This is a genomic window from Ruegeria sp. HKCCE4148, assembly GCF_017872495.1.
Lineage (GTDB): Bacteria > Pseudomonadota > Alphaproteobacteria > Rhodobacterales > Rhodobacteraceae > Ruegeria.
This window is the reverse complement of record NZ_JAEDOS010000007.1, coordinates 56484-80157: the sequence shown is the minus strand read 5'-3', so window position 1 is coordinate 80157 and position 23674 is coordinate 56484. Positions and strand designations below refer to the sequence as shown.

The following is a 23674-nucleotide window of genomic DNA, read 5'->3' as shown; positions in this document are numbered from 1 at the left end:
GTTATCTTTCTGCCTTTTCAGGCTCGTATATCAGCTTCACGCCATCTGTAAAAACAATATGGACGGGACCATCCTTTTTTTCAGTTCCAAAGGTCATGCGCCCGGCGGAAAAGTTGCCGATCGGCCCGGTTCCGTTCACCTGCCCCGGTGTGTCGCCGCGAATTTCGTCCAGCGACGTGTTGAGCAGATCTGTTGTGACCTGAAGACCATCCGCTGTGGTGATCACCACGTCGCCGACAAAGGTGGCCGTGCCCTCATCCGGACGAATTAACCCAGAGTTGGAATCCAATGTGATCGTTCCGCCATTCAGTAAACCAAACCGGCCGCGGAATTCAGACGCTGCCGGAGTTGACCCTTCGCTGCCTTGGGTGGCCTGCGTGGCTTCAATTTGCACATCTTCGCCTTTGCGGGTTGTACCCTGGTAATTTGGCTGGGTCACGACTTGCTGCGCCAGCCGTTCATCAATGTCATTTTGCGCGAAAGGCACTGACACATTTGTTTCGATGCTGCGGGACAGCAGAAAGACAGTGGACAGCAAGACGATGGCCGCAAGCGGCAACAGGACCTTCAGGAACTGCACCATGCGGGAATATCTGTCCACTTCGCCCCCCCTCAGCCCAGACCGACGCGCAAACAATCGTGGATATGCAACAAGCCCTGTGCTTGTCCATCCGCCTCGGGGTCGACCACAAACAGCGAAGTGATCTTGCGATCATTCATGATCGCGACCGCTTCTTCGGCCAGTGCGTTGGGAGCAATGGTCATCGGATCACGGGTCATGACATCTTGCGTGCTCTTGTCCAACAGCCCGTCCATGTTACGACGCAAATCGCCATCGGTGACAATGCCCAGCAGACGGCCTGCGTCATCGGTAACACCAACGACACCAAAGCTTTTTTGGCTCATGACCAGCAAAGCCTCGCTCATCGGAGTGCCCGATGCGACAACAGGCATATCCGAATGCATCAGGTCGCGCACCTTACTGAGCTGCGCGCCGAGTTTACCGCCAGGGTGGAAGTCGCGGAAATTCTCGGGCTTGAAATCCCGGTACTTCATCAAAGCAATCGCCAGCGCATCGCCCATTGCCAAAGTCAATGTCGTCGAGATCGAAGGCACCATGCCAAAGCCACATGCCTCACCCATTGACGGGATCAGCAGATGTACATCCGCCTGCTTCATAAGCGTGCTCTGGGGCTTACTGGACAAGCCGATCAGCGGAATGCCAAAGCGTCGGGTAAATGCCAACATGTTGGCCAGTTCCGGAGCCTCGCCCGAGTTTGAGATCGCCAGGACAACATCGCCCTTGGATACCATCCCCAGATCGCCATGGCTGGCCTCGGCCGGATGAACAAAATAGGCCGGCGTACCCGTGCTGGCCAGAGTCGCAGCAATCTTGTGACCGATATGGCCTGATTTGCCGATCCCGCTGACAATGATGCGACCCGTTGCTTGCAGGATCAGTTGCACAGCCTCGGCAAAGTGTTCATCAAGGCTTTCGGCCAGCACGTCAAGGGCGCGGGCTTCATCAGTGACAACCTGTCGGGCAGTTCTTAGAAAGGCTTCGGTATCGGTCATGAGTGCGCAAAGATATCCGTTTCGGGCCAACCGGCGAGGTCCAGCTTCGCACGCATTGGCAAGAAATCAAAACACGCCTGCGCCATCTCGGTCCGGTCCTCGCGGGCCAGCCGTTTGTTCAATTCGTCCCGCAGGCGGTGCAGGTACAGAACGTCCGATGCCGCATAGTCCAACTGAGCGTCCGTCAGGGTTTCAGCGCCCCAATCGCTCATTTGCTGTTGTTTCGAGATATCGACACCGATCAGTTCCTGGCACAGGTTTTTCAGCCCGTGCCGGTCCGTATAAGTGCGCACCAACCGGCTGGCGATCTTGGTGCAGTAAACCGGTGCAGCCAACGCGCCAAAGGTGTGATACATCGCGGCAATGTCGAAACGCCCAAAGTGGAACAGCTTAAGCACGTCGGGGTTTTCCAGCATGGCGCACAGGTTCGGCGCTGCGGTCTGGCCCCGTTCAACCTGAACAATATGGCTGTTGCCGTCACCACCCGACATCTGGATCACGCACAAGCGGTCGCGATGCGGGTTCAACCCCATGGTTTCGCAGTCCATGGCCACAATGGGCCCCAAATCCAGCCCGTCCGGCAGATCGTTTTTGTACAAATGGTTCGCCACGCAACTATTCCTCTGAGCGCTTTCGCCTCCGAGATAGGCGGTTTGGTCCATAAACTCAACGCCGTCCAAAAATCGCGGTCATTTCATCACCAAGCAATTGATTTTATCCTCAAGGGGGGGATAAGGATAAATCATGCCAAATCACAAACATGAGTCGCACCCACAAATCACGGCCCGGCTGAAACGCGCCCACGGTCATTTGGCCAAGGTCATTGCCATGCTGGAAGAACACGCCCCCTGTTCAGACGTCGCACAACAGCTTTTCGCTGTTGAAAGGGCCGTCACCAATGCCAAGCGCGCTTTGATCCATGATCATATCGACCATTGCCTGTCTTCTGAAGACGGTGGCAGCGGGATCGAAGACTTCAAAACGATTACGAAATACCTTTGAACCATGCTGAGCATTCTTAGAAACCGCACCTACCGCCACCTGTTCCTCGCCCAGATCGTCGCCCTGACCGGAACCGGGTTGGCCACGGTTGCGTTGGGTTTGCTTGCTTTTGAACTGGCAGGGGACGCCGCTGGCCTTGTGCTGGGCACCGCGTTGACGATCAAGATGGTGGCCTATGTCACCGTCGCCCCATTGGCGGCCGCATTTGCCGAACGCCTGGATCGTCGCAAAATGCTGGTTTTTCTGGACCTTATCCGCGCTGCTGTTGCGGTATGCCTGCCTTTTGTAACTGAAGTCTGGCAGGTCTATGTATTGATTTTCGTACTACAATCAGCCTCGGCGGGATTCACGCCTGCCTTTCAGGCAACGATTCCTGACGTGTTACCTGATGAGGCTGAATACACACGCGCGTTGTCTCTGTCGCGCCTGGCTTATGACATGGAAAGCTTGCTCAGCCCCATGTTTGCCGCAACCCTGCTGCTGCTTGTCAGCTTCAACAGCCTGTTCTGGGGCACTGCATTGGGTTTTTTGGCTTCTGCTTTACTTGTGATTTCAGTCGGGCTGCCTTCTCCAAGGCCAACCAAACCCCGCGGCATTTATGACCGCACGACACGCGGCATTCGCATTTATCTGAGGACACCCCGGTTGCGTGGGTTGCTTTCGCTCAGTTGGAGCGCAGCCGCGTTGAGTTCGACGGTTATCGTCAACACTGTGGTCATCGTGCGCGCCAATCTGGGCCTGTCGGAAAGCGCCGTGGCCATAGCCTTGGCCGGGTTCGGAGGCGGATCGATGCTGGCAGCCTTTACTTTGCCTCGCCTTCTGGATCGGATCGAAGACCGTCGCGTCATGCTCTCGGGGGCCGTTTTTGCTACAGGATCGATGGCCGTCGCTGCGGTTCTTGCAGCAACTGTTCCCTTGTCACTGGGTCTGCTGACCCTGTTGTGGGCCTTTACAGGTTTCGGATATTCCACAACGCTCACACCTTCGGGCCGCTTATTAACCCGGTCGGCGCAGCCCGAAGACCGCCCTGCCGTGTTCGCCGCACAGTTCACCCTGTCGCATGGCTGCTGGTTGGTTCTTTACCCACTGGCAGGATGGCTGATGACCGTGTACGGGCCGACCGTTACCCTCAGCAGCATGGCGACATTGTCCGTGGTGGGCGTTGTAGGTGCAATCAGCCTTTGGCCGCGGCTTGATCAGGAACCGATCCTTCACGATCATCCGGATTTACCGCCCGATCACCCGCACCTGGCCGGGTCAGGCCCGCATGTGCATCCAATTGTCATTGACGACCTGCACCCGCACTTCCCGCGTGAGCCTTGAGCAAGAGCTTCGATCTGAACTAAACCCGGAGTCATAGCATACCGGAGCCCCAATGGACCAGCTAGACCGTCGCATCATCGCCGCACTGCAAGCCAATGCGCGTGCATCGACAACACAGATCGCAGCCACACTGGGCGTCGCGCGCACGACGGTACATGAGCGGATCAACCGGATGGAACAGCGCGGCATCATCACGGGGTATTCCGTGCGCCTTGGGGCGACGGAAGATACACCCAAGGTTCAGGTGATCGTCATGCTGGAGGTGCAGCAAAAAGAAACGACCCGCATCATCAAACGGCTCGAAGCCTACCCCGAAGTCAAATTGTGTCTGTCAATCAACGGTGAATTCGACCTTATGCTTTCGGCTGAAGCACCCCGGTTGGAAGATCTGGACATTCTGGTCGACGACCTGGCCAAGATTCCCGGCGTCCTGCGCACCAATACCAGCGTTGTCTTTGGGCGCAGGATCGATCGAAACTGAAGCGGCGATAACCCTCTGTAAACCGATTATTGGCTAGCTTGGCCGGGACAGTTCAGAATCCCGGACCGGCAGAATGCCAATTCGAAAGCTTTCGTTTTTCATCATGTTCCTGCTTGGCGCGCTGGCTGAGGCAGTGTTTGCCGCGCCAATGCCCATACACGGGATCTGTGCGATCAAGCCGCGCAACGTGCGGCTTTGTCCGAAGGGGTGCCTCTGGACGTGTTGCGCGCAATCTCACGTGTTGAAACCGGCCGTACACTGGCGGGGCATTTTTCACCCTGGCCATGGACCATCAACGCCGAAGGTCAGGGATACTGGTTCACGACCGAAGATGAAGCCAAAGCCCATGTTTTCAAGATCTTCAAAGCAGGTGCGCGCAGCTTTGATGTCGGCTGTTTCCAGATCAACTACCGCTGGCACGGAAAAGACTTCCGCTCGATCGACGCGATGTTCGACCCCGATGAGAACGCCAGCTACGCCGCCCGCTTCCTGAAAGCCCTGTATACCGAGCTTGGCACGTGGCCCGCTGCCGCCGGGGCCTATCACTCCCGTACGGAATCGCTGGCCAAAGCGTACACGGGGCGGTTTCAGGCCGTGCTGGCCCAGCTTAGCGGCGAGACCTCGCCTCGGCTTGCAGCCATGTCACGCGATCCGTTCACCGGGACAGGAACACCTTTGATCCCCCTGCGGTCAAGCGTGAAGCACGGTGGGGCATTGGGCTCTTTGGTCCCGACCGCGGGCGCCGCCACCGCATTTATCGCGTTCAACTAGGAGTTTCGTGTGCCCAAAATCGACGCCCGATCCCTGTTTTCACCCACAGTTCTTCTGGCACTGGCTCTGATGACGGTCATCGTAATGATGATCCTTCCGATGCCAGCCTGGGTGCTGGATGTGGGGCTTGCCGCATCGTTTGCCTTGGCCATCCTGATTTTCACACTGACCCTGTTCATCGAAAGACCTCTGGATTTTTCGTCCTTCCCAACGATCCTTCTGGCATCCCTTATGCTGCGGTTGTCGCTGAATGTGTCCTCGACAAAACTGATCATCGGGCAAGGACATACCGGCCCAAACGCGGCGGGTGATGTGATCGAAGGGTTTGCCAATTTCGTCATGGGCGGCAGTATTTTTCTGGGCCTTGTGGTGTTTGGCGTCCTGTTGATTGTAAACTTCATGGTCATCACCAAAGGTGCGGCCCGGATGGCCGAGGTCGGCGCGCGTTTTGCCCTGGACGGGATGCCGGGCAAACAGCTTGCCATCGACAGTGACATGTCCGCCGGGGCCATTGACCACCAGCAGGCCAAGGAAAGACGCGAACGCGAACAGCAGGAAACAACGTTTTTCGGCTCGCTCGACGGTGCGTCGAAATTCGTCAAGGGTGACGCCATTGCCGGTCTGCTGATCACTTTGCTGAACCTTGTGATGGGTCTGATCATGGGCGTAATCGTGCACGGAATGCCCGTGGCATCGGCGTTCGAGACTTATGCGATCCTGACCGTTGGCGACGGGTTGGTGTCGCAAATTCCGGCCGTGATCATCTCTATCGCTTCCGCTTTGTTGCTGGCACGCGGCGGCACGCAAGGGGCTACGGACAACGCCATCTTCTCGCAGTTGGGCCGCCACCCGGCGGCCCTGTCCACAGTGGCGGTTCTGATGGTCCTGTTTGCGTTGGTGCCCGGACTACCGTTTCTGCCCTTCATTCTTGGGGCAGGTGTCTTGGGATACGCGGCCTATTCCGTCCATCGCAAACGGCAAGAGGAAGAAACCGCGGCGCAGCTGCCCGCGACCGAAACGGATACACCAATTACTCAGGCCATCGGAGATATCCTTGATTTGGACGATGTGCACCTTGAGTTCGCCCCCGATCTGGTCAGCATGGTGCTGAACCCAGGTACTGGCCTAGATGCCCGGATCGCCAATATGCGCACCTATGTGGCGTCAACCTTTGGGTTGATCCTGCCTGAAATACGTCTGACGGACCGCGCCGATCTGCCAACCGGGACCTATGTGATCAAGGTTCACGGTGTCGAACAGGCGCGCGGCGTTCTCAATCCGGATCTTGTTTTGGCCCTTGTACAGGACGGGTTTGATCTGCTTCCAGAAGGCAACGATGTGACCGAGCCCGTCTATGGCGCACCTGCCCGCTGGATTCTTCCGAAAGATCAGGAAGACGCGGCGCTGAGCGGCGCTACCATCGTCTCGCCTCCCGAGATTTTGGCCACCCATCTTCTTGAGATCATCAAACAGAATTTCTCGCGCCTGCTGACGTTGAAGTCCCTGCGTCGCCTGCTGTCCGAAATGACCCGGCTCAGTGACCCGGTGCGCGCCGAAGCCAACCGAAAACTGTTGGACGAACTGATCCCGGACAAGGTGCCCATCGACACCCTGCACGCGGTTCTGCGCCTGTTGCTCGATGAACGCGTGTCGATCCGAAACATGGCCCTAATCCTGGAAAGCGTGGCCGAAGCGCGACTGACCACAACCCAACCTGAAGGCATCTTTGAGCTGGTGCGTCAACGCCTTGGCTTCCAATTGGTTGCCGACATGAAGCGCGAGGATGGCTCGATCCCACTGATCCAGTTGGACCCTGAATGGGAGGACACGTTTGCCACCTACCAGATCGACGCGCCCAATGCCGGGCTGGATGTCGCACTGCCGCCAAACTTGTTCAACAAACTGGCTGACGGCGTGGTCAGCAGCGTCGCCAAATCCGCCGATAGCGGCCTGTTCCCTGCTGTTGTGACTTCGACCCGGCGGCGGCGATTGTTGCGCACAATCATGCACGCACGTGGCATCACCAACCCCGTTCTGTCCTTCGAAGAAATCGGTCTGGAAGCCAAACCCGCCATGGTCGGAACCGTCCCGACGTGATTGCTCTGCCGCCAGAATTGATGTCGCAGCTATCCGACACTCTGTGGCAAGCCTTTGTCGTGTTCTTGCGCGTTTCAGCGCTTGTTTCGCTGCTGCCTGCCTTTGGTGAGCGCAGTATTCCCACACGGGTCAAACTTGGCATTTCCATCGCGTTTACCTTGATCATTCTGCCTGCTATTTCAGCTATCTCCTTCGAAACCAGTCTTTTGACAGTGGTGCGCCTGGTCGGAACCGAGGTCCTGATTGGGTTCGCCCTTGGGATTGGATTGCGTCTGTTCGTCCTAGCCTTACAAACGGCGGGATCCATCGCGGCTCAGTCCACCTCCCTGTCCCAGCTTCTTGGCGGTGCATCTGTCGATCCGGTTCCCGCCATGGGATATCTCTTGACGCTGGCTGGTTTGACACTCGCCGTCATTATGGGGCTGCATGTGCGGGCTGCGCAGTTCTTGATCCACAGTTACACGTTGTTTCCAGCCGGCTTGCTTCCTGGGGCTGCCGATATCTCGCGCTGGGGTGTTCAGCAGATTACACATAGTTTTGGGTTGGCCTTTGCTCTGGCCACGCCTTTTGTCATCGCCTCATTGATCTACAATCTGGCGCTGGGCGTCATCAACCGGGCCATGCCACAGCTGATGGTCGCTTTCGTAGGTGCACCCGCAATCACTTTTGCCGGGCTGTTCCTGCTGTTTGCCGGTACACCGCTAATCCTTTCGGTGTGGTCTGACGCGCTGATGGCGTTTTTTATGAACCCGGTCGGACCGCAGCCATGAGTGGGGGCGGCGACGACAGTGACAAATCTTACGAACCGACACCGCAAAAGCTGCAAAAAGCGCGCGAAAAGGGTGAAGTTCCCAAATCCAATGATTTGTCCGTCGTGGCCGCGTACACCGGGTTACTGATCGCGCTCATGACGGCTGGGAAATACACTGTCGAACAAATGGGCACCGTGTTCATGGTTTTGATCGAACAATCCGACCAGATTGCGCGGCTTTTGACAGATGGGCCTTCAAACGCTCCGACTGCGGGGATTTTAAAAGGGGCTTTGATGCCTGTGGCCTTGCTGTTTTGCCTGCCGGCAGCGGCCGTGTTGTTGAACCTGATCGCCCAGCGCGCCTTGATATTTGCCCCAAGCAAACTGAAACCAAAGCTCTCACGCATCTCGCTTGCGTCGAATGCCAAGAACAAGTTTGGCCGCGGCGGGCTTTTTGAATTCGCCAAAAGTGCGATCAAGCTGGTGATCTACAGCACGTGTCTTGCGCTGTTTCTCAAAGCAAACCTGACCGAAATACTGTCGGCCAGCGCGGCACCGGCCAAGTCATCCATCCTGTTGATGATGAACCTATTGTTTCGTTTTTTGTTTATCGTGATCGCCATTGCCCTGGTCATCGGGGTCGTCGATTTTCTGTGGCAATACGCCGAGCATATGCGCAAAAACCGTATGTCGCGCAAGGAAATCCAAGACGAAACCAAAGACGCCGAAGGTGACCCTCATGTCAAACAGCACCGCCGTCAGCGCGCGCAAGAAATTGCCACCAACCAGATGATGTCAGATGTGCCCGGCGCAGATGTCGTGATCGTCAACCCCACCCATTTTGCAGTTGCGTTGAAATGGTGCCGAACTATCGGCAGCGCACCCGTTTGCGTCGCCAAAGGAGTCGACGAAGTAGCAGCAGCCATTCGAACCGCCGCAAGCGAAGCCGGGGTTCCGATCCACTCGGATCCACCCACAGCCCGCGCGCTTCACGCAACTGTCGAGATAGGGCAGGAAATCGCCGAAGAGTATTATCGGCCCGTGGCGGCTGCGATCCGGTTTGCCGAAGCAATGCGAAAACGCGCCAAGGAGCAGATCCGATGAAACACACCCAAATCCCGGCTTTGGAAAAAGTGACAGAGGCCACATTTCAAAAAAAGTTTCAGGAATTGCGGCCGATCCTGGACGCTGAGGCGAGGGTTCGGCAACAGCTTGCAAAACTGGATTTGCAGCTGAGTCAAGTGCGAACGGAAAGCGACAAAACCGAAGGATACCAAGTTTCCGGAACCGACATTCTGTGGAACGGGTGGGAGTCCGCCACACGGCGCCAGCTCAATATGCAACTTGCCCAGATTCGAGCGCAAAAACTTGCGGCGATCGAAGCGCTTCGCTTTGCGTTTGGGCGTAAACAAGCCGTCGAAGCTCTGGGGGAGAAATTTCATCAGAAACACTGCCTCAAAGCCGCCCGAAAGCTGGTCGAATAAAAACCAAGCTTTTTCAGACGTCTTGCCGGTTTACGCTCATGATCAGCACTTCTGTGACGTTATCGCCCAGATCTTTACGCGCGACTTCCAACAAGGATTTTCGCAGGATGTCCAGATTACCGGATTCTGTGAAAACGCCGTCGAACCCACCTGAATTTGCATGATCAAACAAAACCTGAAGGAAACGATCCCGCAGTTTTGGTTCAATTGCATAGAACCTGTCTGTGATCGAGGGATCAGCCTCGAGGCTCAGAGTCAAAGTCACCATGGCGTCTATCGAGTCATCTTTCACGACCGGAACAACAAACTGCTTGATCATCTTCAGAAACTCTGATCCGCCGCCATCATTCTTTTTCGACGTCTTGGGCTTGCCCTGCTCTTTGCCTTTGTCATTTCCCTTAAGCGCTGCATCCTTGTCGGTTGTGGCATCCTCGGGCTTTTGCGCCGGAGCCAGGTATAGCCCGGCGCCGGCACCCGCCCCCAGTCCAACAACCAGGAAAAGAACTGGAATCAGTTTTGCGATCACACCTGCACCTCAGAACGGAAGAAGAGAATCAAGAATTTGCTGGCCGTACCGAGGTTGTTGGACATCCGTAATCTGCCCACGGCCACCATAGGACACACGCGCCGACGCGATCTTGTCATAGGTGATTTCATTCTGGCGTGAGATGTCCTGAGGGCGGACATAGCCAGCCACCAAAAGCTCGCGTAGTTCAAAATTGACGCGCAGCTCTTGTGATCCCGAGATGGCCAAAACCCCGTTCGGCAGCACATCCAGCACCGTTGCGGCCACGCGCAAGGTCAGCTTTTCGTTCCGCCGAACCGATCCGCGACCAGAGCTTGAAGAATCCGATTCGATCGCGACGGCTTCGTCCAATGACGCGCCTTCCGGCAGGTTTTTTTGCACACACTGCGGCAGGCCAAAGAAGCTTCCCGCCCCAAGCTCTTCCGACCCGGATCTGGAGCGTCGCGTGTCATTGGATATCTCGGCCTCTTCATCCAATTCGATGACGACGGTCAGAATATCTCCCTTTTTGATCGCCCGCTGATCGCCCAACAGAGATTGCTGACCGCCACTCCAGAGCGATGAACGATCCACATTTCGCTGGGGTTGCGTGTGTAACGGCAGGCCCGGCCACAGCATGGCTACCTGTTCAGGCGAGTCCTCGTTAGGGGTGAAACTTGGCGGTTTTCCCAAATGGTCCAGACGCCCGCACGCAGACAAAGCAAACACGGTCAAAAGAAGAGTTTTTGGAAGTCTTGACATCACTGCACCTCAATTTGGCCATCTGGGCGGATTCGGCCTGTTACCGTTGTTCGAGACGAAAGATTCATCACCCGAATGCGCTCGCCGATTGCGCCGCGCCCGAGGGCTCGACCCTCGGTGGTGATAGACAAGGGTTGGCTGTTAAACACCAAAATCACCAGATCGTTGCGGTCAACAACGGCGGGCGGACCAACATCCGTGTCACGAATGGGTCTGCCGGGGTAAAGAGCCACCCTGGCTTCCTGCCCGATCAAGGCCTCGGGATCCTTTACTGCACCAGCGACCTCCGTCGGCTTCATCTCAAGATCTGCTGCGACAATGATCTCTTTTGCCCGGATCGTTCGGGTTGAAACCACGATGTCAGACTGCGCAACACAGGGTATCAAGATCGTCAGGGCCGCTAAAAGACGTTGCATTAGCGCACCTGTGTTGTTGCGCTCATCATCTGATCGACTGCCGAAATGACTTTGGCATTCATTTCATAACCACGCTGCGCCTCGATCAGTTCTGTCACCTCGCGCACCGCGTCGACCGAGCTGTCCTCCAGATAGCCCTGCCTTATTGTTCCCAGCCCGTCTTCACCAGGCGTGCCCAAAACGGGCGCACCTGAGGCTTCGGTTTCCTTGAACAAATTGCTTCCGATTGCCTCAAGCCCCTTGGCATTCGAGAAACTGGCAAGCGCAAATTCTCCCAACAGCTGACCTTCGGGAGCGTCGTCAAAATAGGCGTAAACCTCGCCGCCCGCGTTGATCGAAATAGAGCGCGCATCGTCAGGGACGGTGATTTCGGGCGAAACCGCAAATCCATCAGAGGTCACGATTAGCCCTTCAGCCGAACGTTTCAGACTACCATCGCGAGTATAGGCGGTCTGACCGCTGGGAAGCGTCACCTCCAAGTAGCCGCGCCCTTCAATCGCCACGTCCAGATCACTGCCGGTCGCCGACAGCGCACCCTGCTCCAATTGCACCGTCACGGCGGCAGGCCGCACACCCAGACCCAGCTGGATACCAGTGGGCAGGACCGTTCCATCCGACGCGTTCACTGCCCCGGCCCGGGCCATCTGTTGATAGTGCAAATCCGCAAACTCGGCCCGTCGGGCGTTGTAGCCAGTGGTATTCATATTCGCCAGGTTGTTCGAAATCGTCTCGACACGCATCTGTTGCGCGGACATGCCGGTGGCGGCAATTTTTAGGGCTCGCATTTAACACTCTCCTTATTCAGATCAGCGCATCAGGGCGTTAAGCGCCCCGCGCACCCGCTCGTCTTCGCTTTCCAGAAAACTTTGCCCCAGTTCGTAAGCGCGCTGGATTTCAACCAAGCGCGTCACCTGCTCAATGGCATTGACGTTTGAGCCTTCGAGAAAGCGTTGCAAAACAATCGGTTCGTCAACCGGATCTATGGCCTCATCCGTGCGGAAGCGTGTGTTTCCTTCGCGGACTAGATCTTTAGGGTCGGCGATGTTGAACACCCCCAGCTGCCCCAATAATTGCCCATCGACACTCAGGGTTCCGTCGCTGCCAACGTCTATCGTGACGACATCGGGCGGGATGAAAACCGGCGCGCCATTTGCGTCCAACACGCGCGCGCCATCCAGGGCCACCAGATCCCCCTCTGCGTTGGTCGAGAAACTGCCAGCCCGCGTCAACCGATTCCCGTCCGGCGTTTCAACCATAAAAAAACCAGCGCCTTCGATCGCGAAGTCAAACTGCCCACCGGTTTCCGTCAACACCCCCTGTTGCAACGACGTGTTGCGGGCTTCGGCCCGGCTCATGGAAAGCGACGGGCTTTTTGGCATGCCCTGAATGAACTCGGAAAACACAAGACCTTGCTGGCGATAGCCAGTCGTGTTCGCATTGGCGATATTATTTGCCACCAATCGCATTTCGTTCATCAAACCGGATTGGCGGGACAAGGTAACATAAGCGGTGTCCATCAGCGACCTCCTGCAATCAAAGGGACGAGCGTTCCGGTGAAGAACGTCACCAGAGTCTGGGTCATGAACCCCATCGAAATCCAGAATACGACAACGATGGCGATCAGCTTGGGAACGAAAGTCAGTGTCATTTCCTGAATCGACGTCAGCGCCTGAAACAAGCCGACAATCAAGCCCGAGACCAAGGCGACAGCCAGAATCGGGACCGATGTGATCACCGCAACCCAAAGGGCCTGGCGCACAATGTCATAGAAAAGACCTTCGCTCAGCATCGTGTCAGACCGGCATCCGCAGGATTTCCTGATAAGCCTCGACCACCTTGTTGCGCACGATCACGGCTGTCTCGACAGCCAGTTCGGTTTGCGCCAGCGCCTGCACCAATGCGTGCGGATCGGCTTGTCCGACCATCGCGGCCTGAGACATCTGCTCGCTGTGTTTCAACGTGGCCGCAAAGTCCTGAAAACTGGCCTGAAGCCCCTGCGTCGTCCCGGTGTGTTCGGGATCGGCCTGTGTCGCGGGGCGTGCGCCGGTATAGTTCTGTGCGGCGGTCAGGGATCGGATGTCCATTCTGGCTGTCCTTTATTTTCTGAGCAATTCCATCAACGACGACGACATCTGCCGCGTCTGATCAAACATCTTGAGATTGGCTTCGTAGCTGCGCTGCGCTTCGCGCGCGTCGGCGATTTCGATCATCAGATCGACATTCGATCCCTGATAGTGGCCGCTTTCATCAGCCATCGGATGGCCAGGGTCGTAGATTCTGCTTAGGTCACGCCGATCAAACGTGACACGGCCGGCCTGCACCATGTCGCGACCGTCTTTTTGTACAGTTTCAAATGGCACCGTTTTGCGCCGGTAGCCCGGCGTATCGGCGTTCGAAATATTCTCGGACACATGCCGCAAGCGGGCGGCCTGCGCACGCAGGGCGCTGGCGGATGCGGTCAGAGAGTGGGAAAAATCGCTCATCTTCTTTCCTCTTAGCCACGACCCAGGCTGGTACGCAGGATATTCATGGATGACTTGTAAATAGCCAAAGCCCGGTCATGCTGGCGCTTAACATCGACCGATTTCAGCATCTCTTCTTCAAGGGAAACGCCGTTGCCGTTAGGATCGCCAGAAGGGACGGCATCGAACTCGGCCCAGCTTTTCGCATCAGAACCTCTGTGCAGATGACCCTGACGCGTGGCGCTCATAGTCGTTTCACGTTGTGAGATTTCGAAAGCTGTCTTGAAAGATTCTATATCGCGCGGCTGGTAGCCGGGTGTATCCGCATTGGCCATGTTGCGCGCAATGACCGCCTGCCGTTGCCCGGCATGGGTTGCCATTGCGTACGCGGTCTTAAAGACGTTCAGGTCATAGAACATCGGGGCTTCTCCCTCGATCAATTTCAATCAAGGCTTAACCCCGATTCCTTTAGAAACCGTTTTCAGAACTCAGTTGGAGAACCCACGATGTCAGATCTCGACCCGATGCTTCTGAAACATGAATTCGACAGGATGACTGCGGTCCGTCATGTGGGGCTGGTCAGTGGCGTCGCGCAGGGTCTGATCGAGATCAGCGGCCTGAACAGTCACGCGCGAATTGGCGACCTGCTTACATTGCAGCGGCGCTCGGGGCCTGATGTCTCAGGTGAAGTGCTGCATGTGGATGCGGATCATGTTCATATGATGCCAGGCGCCGCACCAGATGGTGTCAGTCTGGGGGACCGCGTGTATCTTGACCCCTCTCCGGGTTTCGCACCGGGCCTGCACTGGTTGGGGCGTGTTATCGATCCATTTGGCAAACCGCTTGACGGGAAACCTCTGCTGAACGGGGCGCAGGACCGCGATATCATGCAGGCCCCGCCGCCAGCTGTAACACGCAAACCGTTGGGAGAGCGGATGGCCACGGGGTTGTCCGTTCTAAACACAATGCTACCGATCGTGCGCGGTCAGAGGGTCGGGTTGTTTGCCGGGTCGGGCGTTGGGAAATCGACGCTCCTGTCAACTCTGGCACGCTCCATGCGGGCGGATGCAGTCGTAGTTGCACTGATTGGTGAGCGGGGGCGCGAAGTAAATGAATTTGTTGCCCATGCCATCGGTCCGGAGGCCATGCAGCGGACCATCGTGGTGGCAGCGACTTCGGACCAATCGGCCTTGTCCCGCAGGCGCTGCGCTTGGTCAGCGATGTCGACAGCAGAATTCCTGCGCGATCAGGGCCTGAACGTCCTGTTTCTGGCCGATTCAGTGACCCGTTTTGCTGAAGCACACCGGGAAATTGCCGTCGCCATGGGGGAAACGCCGTCTCTGCGCGGGTATCCGCCTTCGGTCACACCCCTGATCGCCAATCTGTGTGAACGCGCAGGACCGGGCGCGCAGGATCAGGGGTATATCACCGCCGTGTTCAGCGTGCTGGTGGCCGGATCGGACATGGATGAACCTGTCGCAGACATTCTGCGCGGCGTGCTGGACGGGCATATCGTGCTTAGCCGTGACATCGCCGAACGTGGGCGTTTCCCCGCCATCGATCTCAGCAGGTCCGTGTCCCGCAGTTTGCCGGGGGCGGCGTCCGAGGCGGAAAACCATATGATTTCGGAAACACGCAGACTTGTCGGAAGCTACGAACAGTCAGAAGTGATGATAAAGGCCGGGCTATATGCCGAAGGGTCAGACCCGCTTTTGGATCAGGCCGTGCGCGTTCACGACGAATTGGATTCGTTTTTCGGTAAACCGGATTCCGAAGGGATCGAAAACAGCTTTAGTCGACTGTCTCTGATTCTGCGCCGCGCATCGGTCGGGGTACCGCGTTAAGCGAATTCTGAACAGTTTTAAGTGTTAAGGCCACCTTAAGTCCTCCGCTGCTAGTCACAGAGTTGGGTGATAAAAAGGTGGTGGAGATGGGTGCGCAAACAAACGCGGCGCCAATCATCATCAAGAAGAAGCGTGTGTCAGGTGGCGATGGCCATCATGGCGGCGCGTGGAAAGTCGCGTATGCCGACTTTGTTACGGCCATGATGGCCTTCTTCATGTTGATGTGGCTGCTGAACGCAACAACGGAACAACAACGCAAGGGGTTGGCGGATTACTTCGCGCCGACAATCCCGCTGAGCCCGGAATCCGGGGGCGGTGACGGCGCTTTTGGTGGCGACAGTATGCTGTCAGAAGACACGCTGCTGCGGGACGGCCAAGGGGCTATAACCAAGTACGCAACCGAGTCGCGCCTGGCCCGTGGGTCCGTCGGCGTGGATGCACAGGGTGGCGGCAAAGGGAACAAGGAAGACTTCTCGACGCTTGAAGCCCAACTGCTTGGCCGCACCGGCGAAAGCGATGTGTCGGACAAGCTGCTCAAGCACATTGTCACACGCGTCACTGACGAAGGACTTGTCGTCGAACTCTTTGACACCGAGGATCAGGCATTGTTCGAATCGGGATCCGACACGCCAACCCGCTTCCTGCGCGCGCTGGCCCTGATCATCGCCCGATCCTCGGATTTAGTGACAAATTCGATCGCCGTTGAAGGCCATGTCAGCGCCTCGCCTGTTGTACAGGCCCGCAACACCGCCTGGGATCTGTCTACTGCACGAGCGCAAAAACTGCGCCAGTTGCTGCAGGACAAGGGCGTGACGGCACGGCGGATGGATCGCGTCACCGGCCATGCAGACCGTGAGTTATTTGCTAAAAACCCAATGGCCCCGCGGAACAACAGGGTCGAAGTGATCTTCCTGCGTCACCCCTAAAGGATAGAACGCATTTTACATGTTAGCGCGCTGTTAAGGGGCAGCGCGTTACCTGTTGCATCAACGACTGACGCAACAGAAGGGCGCGCCCATGACCATTTCCTCTTCGCTCAATGCCGGCGTGGCAGCGCTGAAAGCCAACGCCAACAGGCTGGCAACGATTTCCGACAACATCGCGAATTCCTCGACCTATGGGTACAAGCGGGTCGAGACGGATTTTCATTCTATGGTCACATCGGGTCAAGGTGGCAGCTATTCGGCAGGTGGCGTGCGCACGACAAGCCAGCGCATGATTGATCAGCGCGGACCCTTGGTAACAACCAGCAACTCCACCGACCTCGCGGTTCGCGGGCGCGGGATGTTGCCAGTGCGCCCTAGTTCGCAAATCGGCAATAACTCGAACGAAATGCTTTTGACCACAACCGGATCGTTCCGCACCAACGAAGAAGGGTATCTGGTAACCGAATCCGGCCTTGTTCTTCTAGGATGGCGCGCTGGTCCGGATGGGACCATTCCGTCTGTACCCCGCGACACACCCGCTGCACTTGAACCCATTCAACTGAGCGTCAATCAGCTCTCAGGCGCCCCAACAACAGAAATGAACCTGCGCATGAACTTGCCCGCCACCGCGACCGATGCGGGCGCTCCGGGCGACGTTCAACCTTTGTCGGTCGAGTATTTTGACAACCTTGGCAAATCCGAAAGCGTTGATATCCAGCTGATCCCAACCGTTCCGGCGACCGGCAGCAGCAATGAATGGACTATGGTTCTGCGCGATTCCGCCTCTGGCGGCGCAATCATCGGGGAATACACACTAACTTTCACCGACAACCGAACCGCAGGCGGCACTCTGGCCAGTGTCGCGGCAGTATCAGGTGGCGCATACGACCCAACGACCGGCAGCGTCATGGTCAACGTTGCCGGCGGTCCAATGGAGATAAATATCGGCATGATCGGCGATGACGATGGAATAACCCAGCTCTCTGACACCTTTGCACCGGTTTCGATCACACGAGATGGTTCCGCCGTTGGTACAATGACTAGCGTTCAAGTGGATGAAAATGGCTATGTCTATGCGTTCTACGATACTGGCGTCAGCCGCCGGATGTTTCAGATTCCTCTCGCGGACGTGCCCAATCCCAATGGCCTGACGGCGTTGGACAGTCAGACCTACGCCCCGTCACGTGAAAGCGGCACATTCTTTCTGTGGAACGCAGGCGACGGCCCGACCGGAGATCTTGTTTCCTTCGCCCGCGAAGAATCAACTACGGACGTCGCCACCGAACTCACCTCTCTGATCCAGACACAGCGCGCTTATTCATCAAGCGCCACGGTGATCCAGACGGTGGATGAGATGCTGCAGGAAACGACGAATCTGAAACGCTGAACCAGTGTCTGATCAAAGGAAAGGAGCAGCCTCATGAACATGTCGACGGCACTCAACAATGCATTGGGTGGGCTGACAGCGGCCAGCCGAGGGGCCTCTGTGGTGTCCGGGAACATCGCAAATGCCCTGACACCGGGCTATGCGCGCCGTTCCCTTGAACTGACAACCAGCCAGATTTCCGGCAGCGGCGTCCGCACGGTTGGGGTGGTTCGGCACCAGGACCCTGTTTTAACCGCCAACAGACGGTCAACGGACGCCGAACTTGCGTTACAATCCGCAGTTTCGGATTTTCATACGCGTTTCGAACAACTAGTCGGGTCTCCAGCAAACGGGTCCTCGTTGTCCACGCGCCTGTCGGACTTGGAAAACAGCTTCATAACTGCAGCCAGCCTGCCTGATTCGGTCGAACGACTAGATCAGGTCGCGCGCTCGGCAGGTGATCTGGCCAACGCGCTGAATAAAGCATCTGAAGGCGTGCGGCAGGCGCGCTCGGACGCAGATCGCAAGATCGGCGCTCAAGTTGAAAACCTAAACCGGACTTTGCAGGATATCGAAGACCTGAACGCCAAGATTCCTGCCATTAAAAACTCGGGTGGAGACATTGGTGCCCTGTTGGATCAACGACATGTCCTGATCGATCAAGTCAACACGATGATTCCGGTCAACGTCGTGCCGCGCGTAAATGATCAGGTGTCGCTATATTCCGATGGCGGCTTAATACTGCTGGAGGGCAAAGCGTCAGAGTTCACCTTTTCCACAACGGGTGAGACCATGCCGCATATGACGGTGGCAAACGGCCTTCTGTCAGGGTTGGAGATGAACGGAAACCCTGTGCGCACAAGCGGTGACACCGCACAGATTCGTGGCGGAGCGCTGATGGCCCAGTTCACTATCCGCGATGAACTGGCTATTGAGGCACAGATGCAACTGGACACTGTTGCCCGCGACCTGATCGAACGGTTCGAAACGTCGGGGCTGGACCTCACCGCCCTGGTTAGCGATCCGGGCCTGTTTACCGACAATGGCAACCGGTTTGATCCTACCGCTTTTGTCGGGCTCGCCTCTCGGATTGCAATCAATTCTACGGTGGATCCTGACGTTGGCGGAGACAGTTGGAAGCTGCGTTCGGGTCTGGGCGCTGTGACAGCAGGTGATCCCGGACAAGCCGCTCAACTAAGTGCCTTCGGAAACATCCTGAGTGACGCGCGTCCGATACCTGGCGGAGTGTTCGGTACAGGAAACATGCGTGCCGCCGAGTTGACCGAGGCTTTGCTCTCTAAAGCGGGTGCACATGCGCATGCAGCAGATCAACGCCAGGCCTTCGCCAATAGCGCCCAACAACAAATGGCCCAGATCGAGGCCGAGCAAGGTGTAGACACAGATCAGGAACTGCAACGTCTCATGCAGGTTGAACAGACATATGCCGCAAATGCACGGGTTATCTCGGTCGTGGATGAATTGCTTGAAACTCTACTGAGGTTGTAACGATGACTTTGACATCTATCGGCGATCTGGCGCGCGGTATGACCTTGCGCACGCGTGCCACAGACATAAAAACACAGATCGAAACGCTTTCGTTTGAGATGTCCACTGGACAGGTACAGGATATCTCAGGCCGGTTGGGGGGCGATTATTCGCAGCTTCTCGACTTGGATCGCAGCCTCGCCAGGCTCGACGCCTTTGGCATAGCAACATCTGAGGCGGCTCTGTTCGCCGATGCCATGCAGTTAAGCCTGACAACCTTCAGCGATTCTGTCGGAGAAATGACCGCATCCTTGTTGGCTTATGGAACCGCAAATCAGCCTGCGAACCATGAACAAGCATCGGTGCAGGCGAAAAACGAACTGGACACGATGATCTCGGCGCTGAACACGCGCGTCGGTGGACGTAGCCTGTTTTCCGGCACGGCCACCGACGTATCGCCTTTGCAATCATCAGACGATCTTTTGGCGGCGCTGAGGCCGCAGTTGACCGGGCTTGCGACTGTGTCAGATATCCGTCTGGCAGCAGACACATGGTTCAATGACCCGGCCGGGTTTGACGCCGTAATTTACCAAGGATCGAACAACACGCTTTCCCCGATGCAGGTATCAGAAAATGAAAGCGTCACTCTGCCGATCACTGCAACGGACCCGGCTTTCAAAGCCGCCCTCAGGGACGTTGCAGTGGCCGCATTGGCCACAGACAGCGCATTGGCGCTTTCCCCAGATCAACGCACGATGCTGTTCACGCAGTTGGGTGTTGATCTGGCCAACGCGCAGGATGATACCGTGCAACTCCGGGCCGAAGTCGGCACGGCGGAGGCCCGTATAGAAGAGGCAGCGACACGCAATTCGGCTGCTCGCACCAGCCTTGAATACAGCCGAAACGAACTGATCGCGGCGGACCCTTATGAAACGGCGGCAAAACTGCAAACTGTGCAGTTCCAATTGGAAAGCTTGTATTCCGTAACTGTTCGCAACGCGAACCTATCGCTGGTGAATTTTCTGAGATGAGGGCGCTGATACTTATCTTGGTCTTCCTTCCCAGCCTGGCTTGGGCGGGGGCAATCCGTCTTAAGGACCTGGTCGATTTTGACGGCGTGCGCGGCAACGATCTGGTTGGCTACGGCCTAGTCGTAGGTTTGAATGGAACCGGTGATGGATTGCGCAATGCCCCCTTCACCGAAGAAATCATGTCCAACATCCTCGAACGTCTGGGCGTCAACGTGAACGGCGAAGATTTTCGACCAAAAAACGTGGCAGCGGTTTTGGTCACAGCCAGCCTCCCACCCTTCTCCAGGGTGGGCGGTCAGATCGATGTGACTGTTTCGGCCATCGGCGATTCCAGCAGCCTGTTGGGCGGAACGCTGATCATGACACCTTTGAACGCAGCCGACGGTCAAATTTATGCTGTCGCTCAAGGCACAATTTTGGCGGGCGGCGTTTCTGCCGAAGGTGAGGCCGCTTCGGTGGTGCGCGGGGTGCCGACGTCGGGCGTCATACCATCTGGTGCACGGGTTGAGCGTGAAATTGACTTTGACCTGTCGACCCTGACCCAAATGCGTCTTGCTCTGAGAGAACCCGATTTCACCACAGCCGCACGGATCGAATCCGCGATCAATACCGAGTTCAACAGGGCCGTGGCCATCATGCGGGATTCGGGAACGGTTGAACTTAACATTGCCGCGACGCAAGCGGTATCAACGGCCCATGCCATCGGGCGAATCGAAAACATACTGGTTGAACCGGAAACAAAAGCGCGCGTGGTCGTCGATCAGCGGTCGGGTACCATCGTTATGGGTCAAGAGGTCCGCATTTCGCGCGTTGCTGTCTCTCAGGGTAATCTGACGTTAACAGTGCAAGAGGCCCCGATTGCAGTGCAACCCAACCCGTTTGCCAGAGGTGAAACAGTGGTCGTGCCCCGCACCATCGCTGGCATCGAAGAGGAAGAAGGCACCGGTCTTGCCGAAATCCCCGAGGCGACAACTCTGTCCGAAGTGGTTGCTGGATTTAACGCGCTGGGCGTGTCGCCTCAGGACATGATCGACATTTTGAAAACCATAAAAGCAGCGGGCGCGCTGCACGCAGAGTTCATAGTCAGGTGACGGCGGAAGGGCGTGCTGATTGCACGCCCCTTGCGCTTTACTTTGACTTCCAGCTGTCCAGCCAGCGTCGAAACCTGGTGCGCCGTTCTTCAATTGCGTCACCCGCCGCATACAGCCCGTCTTCCACGTTTTCGATCATCGGGTCGATCCGGGCCTCCCGGAACCTGCGCCAGCGCACCCATATCGCCCAGACCACCGCGGCGAAAATCGTCAGGAATATGATGTTGAACCAGGGGATAATCCGCGCATCCGGCCCATCTACATGGTTGATGAAGATGGCGTTTGGAAAGATCGACAGAAACTCGTTGCGCCAGCCGTAGTGAGTAACAACCACCCATTTCGGATTCTCTTTGGTCGATTTCGCATCATTGGCTTCGGTATACAGGTTTGCGGTATCGAACTTGAAATAGGGGGGCCAACCCCATCCAGTATCCTCGTTTCGATAGACGATGGGTTTACCGCTTTCGCGAACGGCCTGAATGAACTGCACGTCCCGATTGGCAAGGCTTGCGGACTGGTCCTGGGGTTCAGACCAGAAAATCCGGGTCCAGTCGTTCAGATCCTGCCGTTCTTCATAGGTATTGACGATGCGCACAATGTCATGCTGCGGCAATGAGTATTGCAAGACCGCCGCAATCGTACCCCAGAAGATAATAATGAACGCCCATTTCACATAGGCCATGCCTAAATCCTCACATGTAATTCACAATGTAGATCAGCGCGCCAATCGCCACCCACGGCACAATATAGACACCCAGGATCAGTTTACGCCGGAACGAATTGTCATACACATGCAATCCGCGTTCGACAAAGGCTTCTTTGTTGCCCGTTTTGCCTTTTTTATCCCACCAGTCCTCAAGCTTACGCCGCCGAATGCCGCGCGAATAGAAAGACAGCGCCACATAGGCAATCGTCTGGACCACCAGCAAGATCAGCAACAGGCGCAACAATCCGATCATATCAGCCTTTCCTCACCGAACCCCAGGGACCGACCCGAGCGATTATGTCATCGCTGACCCGGTCATTGCCGCTCATATCCGGCTCATGCCCAAACAACGCGGCGCGGGCCCCTTGCTTGTCCACCTGATACTCACGCGCAAGGAAGTCGGCAACATAGGCTTTCTTGCTCTCGGGCCAACCTGAATATGTGCGGTAGAACAGCTCTTTATGGCAGATGAACATCTGGCGCGGGTCCAGCGGGGCCAACTCAGACAGCAGCATGTTCACCAGATCGCGGTTCGGTGTATCCGCCGCGCGCAAAGTATAGAAATAGGCCGGATGGTCCGAGGTGATACGCGGCCATGGCCCCCCATCGCTCGCCCAGCGCAGCAATTGAGCGAGCCCGTGATAAGCCTCGGGCAGGCGATCCGAGTGGTTGCGCGCCAGCCGACGCATGTCGCTGCGATCCAGCCCGGTCAGGTCGACATCTGCATCCGCAGCCGCATCGACGGTCAGGAAATCCATCTTTTGTTGCAGGATCGCGGCGGCATCCACGCCGCGCGCTTTGACAATCGGTTCGACCAGATCGTTGTAGTCCAGAAACTTGGCAATCTGGTTCCGCTGTGACGGGTCGAAGGTGTAATTTATCGGCAGATCATCCGGCTTTTCGCCCATACAGATGGCCGCCGGGTGATCCACATCCGGAAACAGATACAGCCCGCCAAAATGCGCGGTCCAGAAATTGCGCTGCTCAAAATCCGTGTGGCGCAGACGGACCGGATTGCGGGTGACGTCGCCGGTTTCTTTGGCCGTCTCGATCATCTTGGCGATCAATACGTCGTCGAACCACGCATCCTCTTCGGTCTTGAACCGTTCGACCATCCCCGCCAGTTGCTGGGCCTTGCGCAAGGTGCCGCCTGCGGTGTCGGCCTCAATCTCGATTTTGCGCAGGTTCAGCAGGTCGCGCGGTGTGGACAGTTTGAAGACTGAGTTCACCAGCTCTCCGGCCACTGCATCGGTGGCGGTCAGGGCGAACAACTGCGCCTCGTTCATCTCGATGAATTCACGCAGGATATCACGCGAGGTCGAGAATTTGACATTCAACAGCGGCGCGCGTTTCTGTTCGGTCGTCAGCAGGATGAACTGCCGGTTGACCCCGTTGGGATTGAGGTAGAGCGTGTCCTCCAGCTCAATCCCCACCTCCGGCGAATAACCCGAGATATCGACATGGAAATCCGTCAGCGCCGTGGTCTTGCCCGCCAGATGCTGCAGCGCGCGGTTATACCGCTCGACCAGAGCCGGGCTGGAGATGTGGACAAGATTACCGAACATCAGGCCTTTTTCGATGAGGCGGATCACTAAG

General features: G+C 56.8%; 29 protein-coding genes. 14 read left to right on the top strand and 15 right to left on the bottom strand.

Translation table 11 applies throughout. The annotated features are described in order from the left end of the window. Position 1: 1 nt before the first annotated feature. The 3 genes from lptC to I9187_RS17070 are packed head-to-tail and all read right to left on the bottom strand — an operon-like array spanning position 2 to position 2186. Positions 2-601: an LPS export ABC transporter periplasmic protein LptC gene (lptC, locus tag I9187_RS17080; protein WP_171181116.1), complete on the bottom strand. Its 600-nt coding sequence runs from the start codon at positions 599-601 to the stop codon at positions 2-4. A gap of 11 nt (positions 602-612) precedes the next feature. Next, positions 613-1575: a KpsF/GutQ family sugar-phosphate isomerase gene (locus I9187_RS17075; RefSeq protein ID WP_171181114.1), complete on the bottom strand. Its 963-nt coding sequence runs from the start codon at positions 1573-1575 to the stop codon at positions 613-615. Beyond that, the gene (locus I9187_RS17070; protein ID WP_209940273.1) at positions 1572-2186 is read right to left on the bottom strand and encodes a ribonuclease D; all 615 of its coding nucleotides are present in this window, start codon (positions 2184-2186) and stop codon (positions 1572-1574) included. Before I9187_RS17070 ends, I9187_RS17075 begins: the two co-directional genes overlap by 4 nt. 133 nt (positions 2187-2319) lie before the next feature. On the opposite strand from I9187_RS17070, the gene I9187_RS17065 reads away from it, so the two are divergent. The 8 genes from I9187_RS17065 to I9187_RS17030 all read left to right on the top strand — a co-directional run bounded on the left by I9187_RS17065 (position 2320) and on the right by I9187_RS17030 (position 9484). Beyond that, on the top strand, positions 2320-2577 hold the full coding sequence (locus I9187_RS17065; protein WP_171181110.1) for a metal-sensing transcriptional repressor: 258 nt from the start codon (positions 2320-2322) through the stop codon (positions 2575-2577). A gap of 3 nt (positions 2578-2580) precedes the next feature. Then, positions 2581-3900 carry an MFS transporter gene (locus I9187_RS17060; RefSeq protein WP_171181100.1) on the top strand — a complete coding sequence of 440 codons (1320 nt, stop codon included), beginning with the start codon at positions 2581-2583 and terminating at the stop codon, positions 3898-3900. Positions 3901-3952: 52 nt separating this feature from the next. Continuing rightward, entirely contained in the window at positions 3953-4381 is a 429-nt protein-coding gene (locus I9187_RS17055) for an Lrp/AsnC family transcriptional regulator (protein WP_171181099.1), read from the top strand. 219 nt (positions 4382-4600) lie between these two features. Then, complete coding sequence (locus tag I9187_RS17050) at positions 4601-5152, top strand: transglycosylase SLT domain-containing protein (protein ID WP_348540131.1); 552 nt, start codon at positions 4601-4603, stop codon at positions 5150-5152. 9 nt (positions 5153-5161) lie between these two features. Next, complete coding sequence (gene flhA / locus I9187_RS17045; RefSeq protein WP_171727920.1) at positions 5162-7249, top strand: flagellar biosynthesis protein FlhA; 2088 nt, start codon at positions 5162-5164, stop codon at positions 7247-7249. 20 nt (positions 7250-7269) lie between these two features. Beyond that, a complete protein-coding gene (locus I9187_RS17040) occupies positions 7270-8019 on the top strand; it encodes a flagellar biosynthetic protein FliR (RefSeq protein ID WP_171727929.1) in 750 nt (249 codons plus the stop codon). Next, positions 8016-9104, top strand: coding sequence for a flagellar type III secretion system protein FlhB (locus I9187_RS17035; RefSeq protein WP_171727919.1), 1089 nt, complete (start codon positions 8016-8018; stop codon positions 9102-9104). The genes I9187_RS17040 and I9187_RS17035 overlap by 4 nt, the downstream gene beginning before the upstream one ends. Further along, positions 9101-9484: a hypothetical protein gene (locus I9187_RS17030; RefSeq protein WP_209509754.1), complete on the top strand. Its 384-nt coding sequence runs from the start codon at positions 9101-9103 to the stop codon at positions 9482-9484. Before I9187_RS17035 ends, I9187_RS17030 begins: the two co-directional genes overlap by 4 nt. Before the next feature lie 13 nt (positions 9485-9497). On the opposite strand, the gene I9187_RS17025 is transcribed toward I9187_RS17030, so the two are convergent. The 9 genes from I9187_RS17025 to I9187_RS16985 are packed head-to-tail and all read right to left on the bottom strand — an operon-like array spanning position 9498 to position 14048. Beyond that, on the bottom strand, positions 9498-10010 hold the full coding sequence (locus tag I9187_RS17025) for a flagellar basal body-associated protein FliL (RefSeq protein ID WP_348540130.1): 513 nt from the start codon (positions 10008-10010) through the stop codon (positions 9498-9500). 9 nt (positions 10011-10019) lie between these two features. Next, complete coding sequence (gene flgH, locus I9187_RS17020) at positions 10020-10751, bottom strand: flagellar basal body L-ring protein FlgH (protein WP_209509753.1); 732 nt, start codon at positions 10749-10751, stop codon at positions 10020-10022. Further along, positions 10751-11167, bottom strand: a complete 417-nt coding sequence (flgA, locus tag I9187_RS17015; protein ID WP_209509752.1) for a flagellar basal body P-ring formation chaperone FlgA — start codon at positions 11165-11167, stop codon at positions 10751-10753. Before flgA ends, flgH begins: the two co-directional genes overlap by 1 nt. Further along, positions 11167-11952, bottom strand: coding sequence for a flagellar basal-body rod protein FlgG (gene flgG / locus I9187_RS17010; RefSeq protein ID WP_171621141.1), 786 nt, complete (start codon positions 11950-11952; stop codon positions 11167-11169). The genes flgA and flgG overlap by 1 nt, the downstream gene beginning before the upstream one ends. Positions 11953-11973: 21 nt before the next feature. Beyond that, positions 11974-12684, bottom strand: a complete 711-nt coding sequence (locus I9187_RS17005) for a flagellar hook-basal body complex protein (RefSeq protein WP_209509751.1) — start codon at positions 12682-12684, stop codon at positions 11974-11976. Continuing rightward, the gene (locus I9187_RS17000; RefSeq protein WP_171621143.1) at positions 12684-12956 is read right to left on the bottom strand and encodes a flagellar biosynthetic protein FliQ; all 273 of its coding nucleotides are present in this window, start codon (positions 12954-12956) and stop codon (positions 12684-12686) included. The genes I9187_RS17005 and I9187_RS17000 overlap by 1 nt, the downstream gene beginning before the upstream one ends. A gap of 4 nt (positions 12957-12960) precedes the next feature. Then, positions 12961-13251 (bottom strand): flagellar hook-basal body complex protein FliE, encoded by a 291-nt coding sequence (gene fliE / locus I9187_RS16995; protein ID WP_171621144.1) that lies wholly within the window; start codon positions 13249-13251, stop codon positions 12961-12963. Between the two features lie 12 nt (positions 13252-13263). After that, on the bottom strand, positions 13264-13650 hold the full coding sequence (gene flgC / locus I9187_RS16990) for a flagellar basal body rod protein FlgC (protein WP_209509750.1): 387 nt from the start codon (positions 13648-13650) through the stop codon (positions 13264-13266). A gap of 11 nt (positions 13651-13661) precedes the next feature. Beyond that, positions 13662-14048, bottom strand: a complete 387-nt coding sequence (locus tag I9187_RS16985) for a FlgB family protein (protein ID WP_171621146.1) — start codon at positions 14046-14048, stop codon at positions 13662-13664. Between the two features lie 105 nt (positions 14049-14153). Between I9187_RS16985 and I9187_RS16980 the strand changes: the two genes are divergently transcribed. The 6 genes from I9187_RS16980 to I9187_RS16955 all read left to right on the top strand — a co-directional run bounded on the left by I9187_RS16980 (position 14154) and on the right by I9187_RS16955 (position 21372). Then, positions 14154-15473: a FliI/YscN family ATPase gene (locus tag I9187_RS16980; protein ID WP_245223267.1), complete on the top strand. Its 1320-nt coding sequence runs from the start codon at positions 14154-14156 to the stop codon at positions 15471-15473. An 86-nt stretch (positions 15474-15559) separates the two neighbouring features. After that, complete coding sequence (locus I9187_RS16975) at positions 15560-16399, top strand: flagellar motor protein MotB (protein WP_171621148.1); 840 nt, start codon at positions 15560-15562, stop codon at positions 16397-16399. A gap of 91 nt (positions 16400-16490) precedes the next feature. Then, entirely contained in the window at positions 16491-17786 is a 1296-nt protein-coding gene (locus I9187_RS16970) for a flagellar hook-basal body complex protein (protein WP_209509749.1), read from the top strand. Between the two features lie 33 nt (positions 17787-17819). Then, on the top strand, positions 17820-19271 hold the full coding sequence (flgK, locus tag I9187_RS16965; RefSeq protein WP_209509748.1) for a flagellar hook-associated protein FlgK: 1452 nt from the start codon (positions 17820-17822) through the stop codon (positions 19269-19271). 2 nt (positions 19272-19273) lie between these two features. Continuing rightward, positions 19274-20281, top strand: coding sequence for a flagellin (locus I9187_RS16960; protein WP_171181094.1), 1008 nt, complete (start codon positions 19274-19276; stop codon positions 20279-20281). After that, positions 20278-21372, top strand: coding sequence for a flagellar basal body P-ring protein FlgI (locus I9187_RS16955; protein ID WP_209509747.1), 1095 nt, complete (start codon positions 20278-20280; stop codon positions 21370-21372). The genes I9187_RS16960 and I9187_RS16955 overlap by 4 nt, the downstream gene beginning before the upstream one ends. 37 nt (positions 21373-21409) lie before the next feature. Here I9187_RS16955 and I9187_RS16950 read toward each other — a convergent pair whose 3' ends face one another. From I9187_RS16950 to I9187_RS16940, 3 genes are read right to left on the bottom strand one after another with little or no spacing between them, the layout of a single operon-like run. Continuing rightward, entirely contained in the window at positions 21410-22054 is a 645-nt protein-coding gene (locus I9187_RS16950; RefSeq protein WP_171181089.1) for a DUF1523 family protein, read from the bottom strand. Positions 22055-22064: 10 nt separating this feature from the next. Then, positions 22065-22331: a hypothetical protein gene (locus tag I9187_RS16945; RefSeq protein ID WP_171181087.1), complete on the bottom strand. Its 267-nt coding sequence runs from the start codon at positions 22329-22331 to the stop codon at positions 22065-22067. A 1-nt stretch (position 22332) separates the two neighbouring features. After that, entirely contained in the window at positions 22333-23670 is a 1338-nt protein-coding gene (locus I9187_RS16940) for a DUF6638 family protein (protein WP_209940272.1), read from the bottom strand. Positions 23671-23674 lie beyond the last annotated feature (4 nt).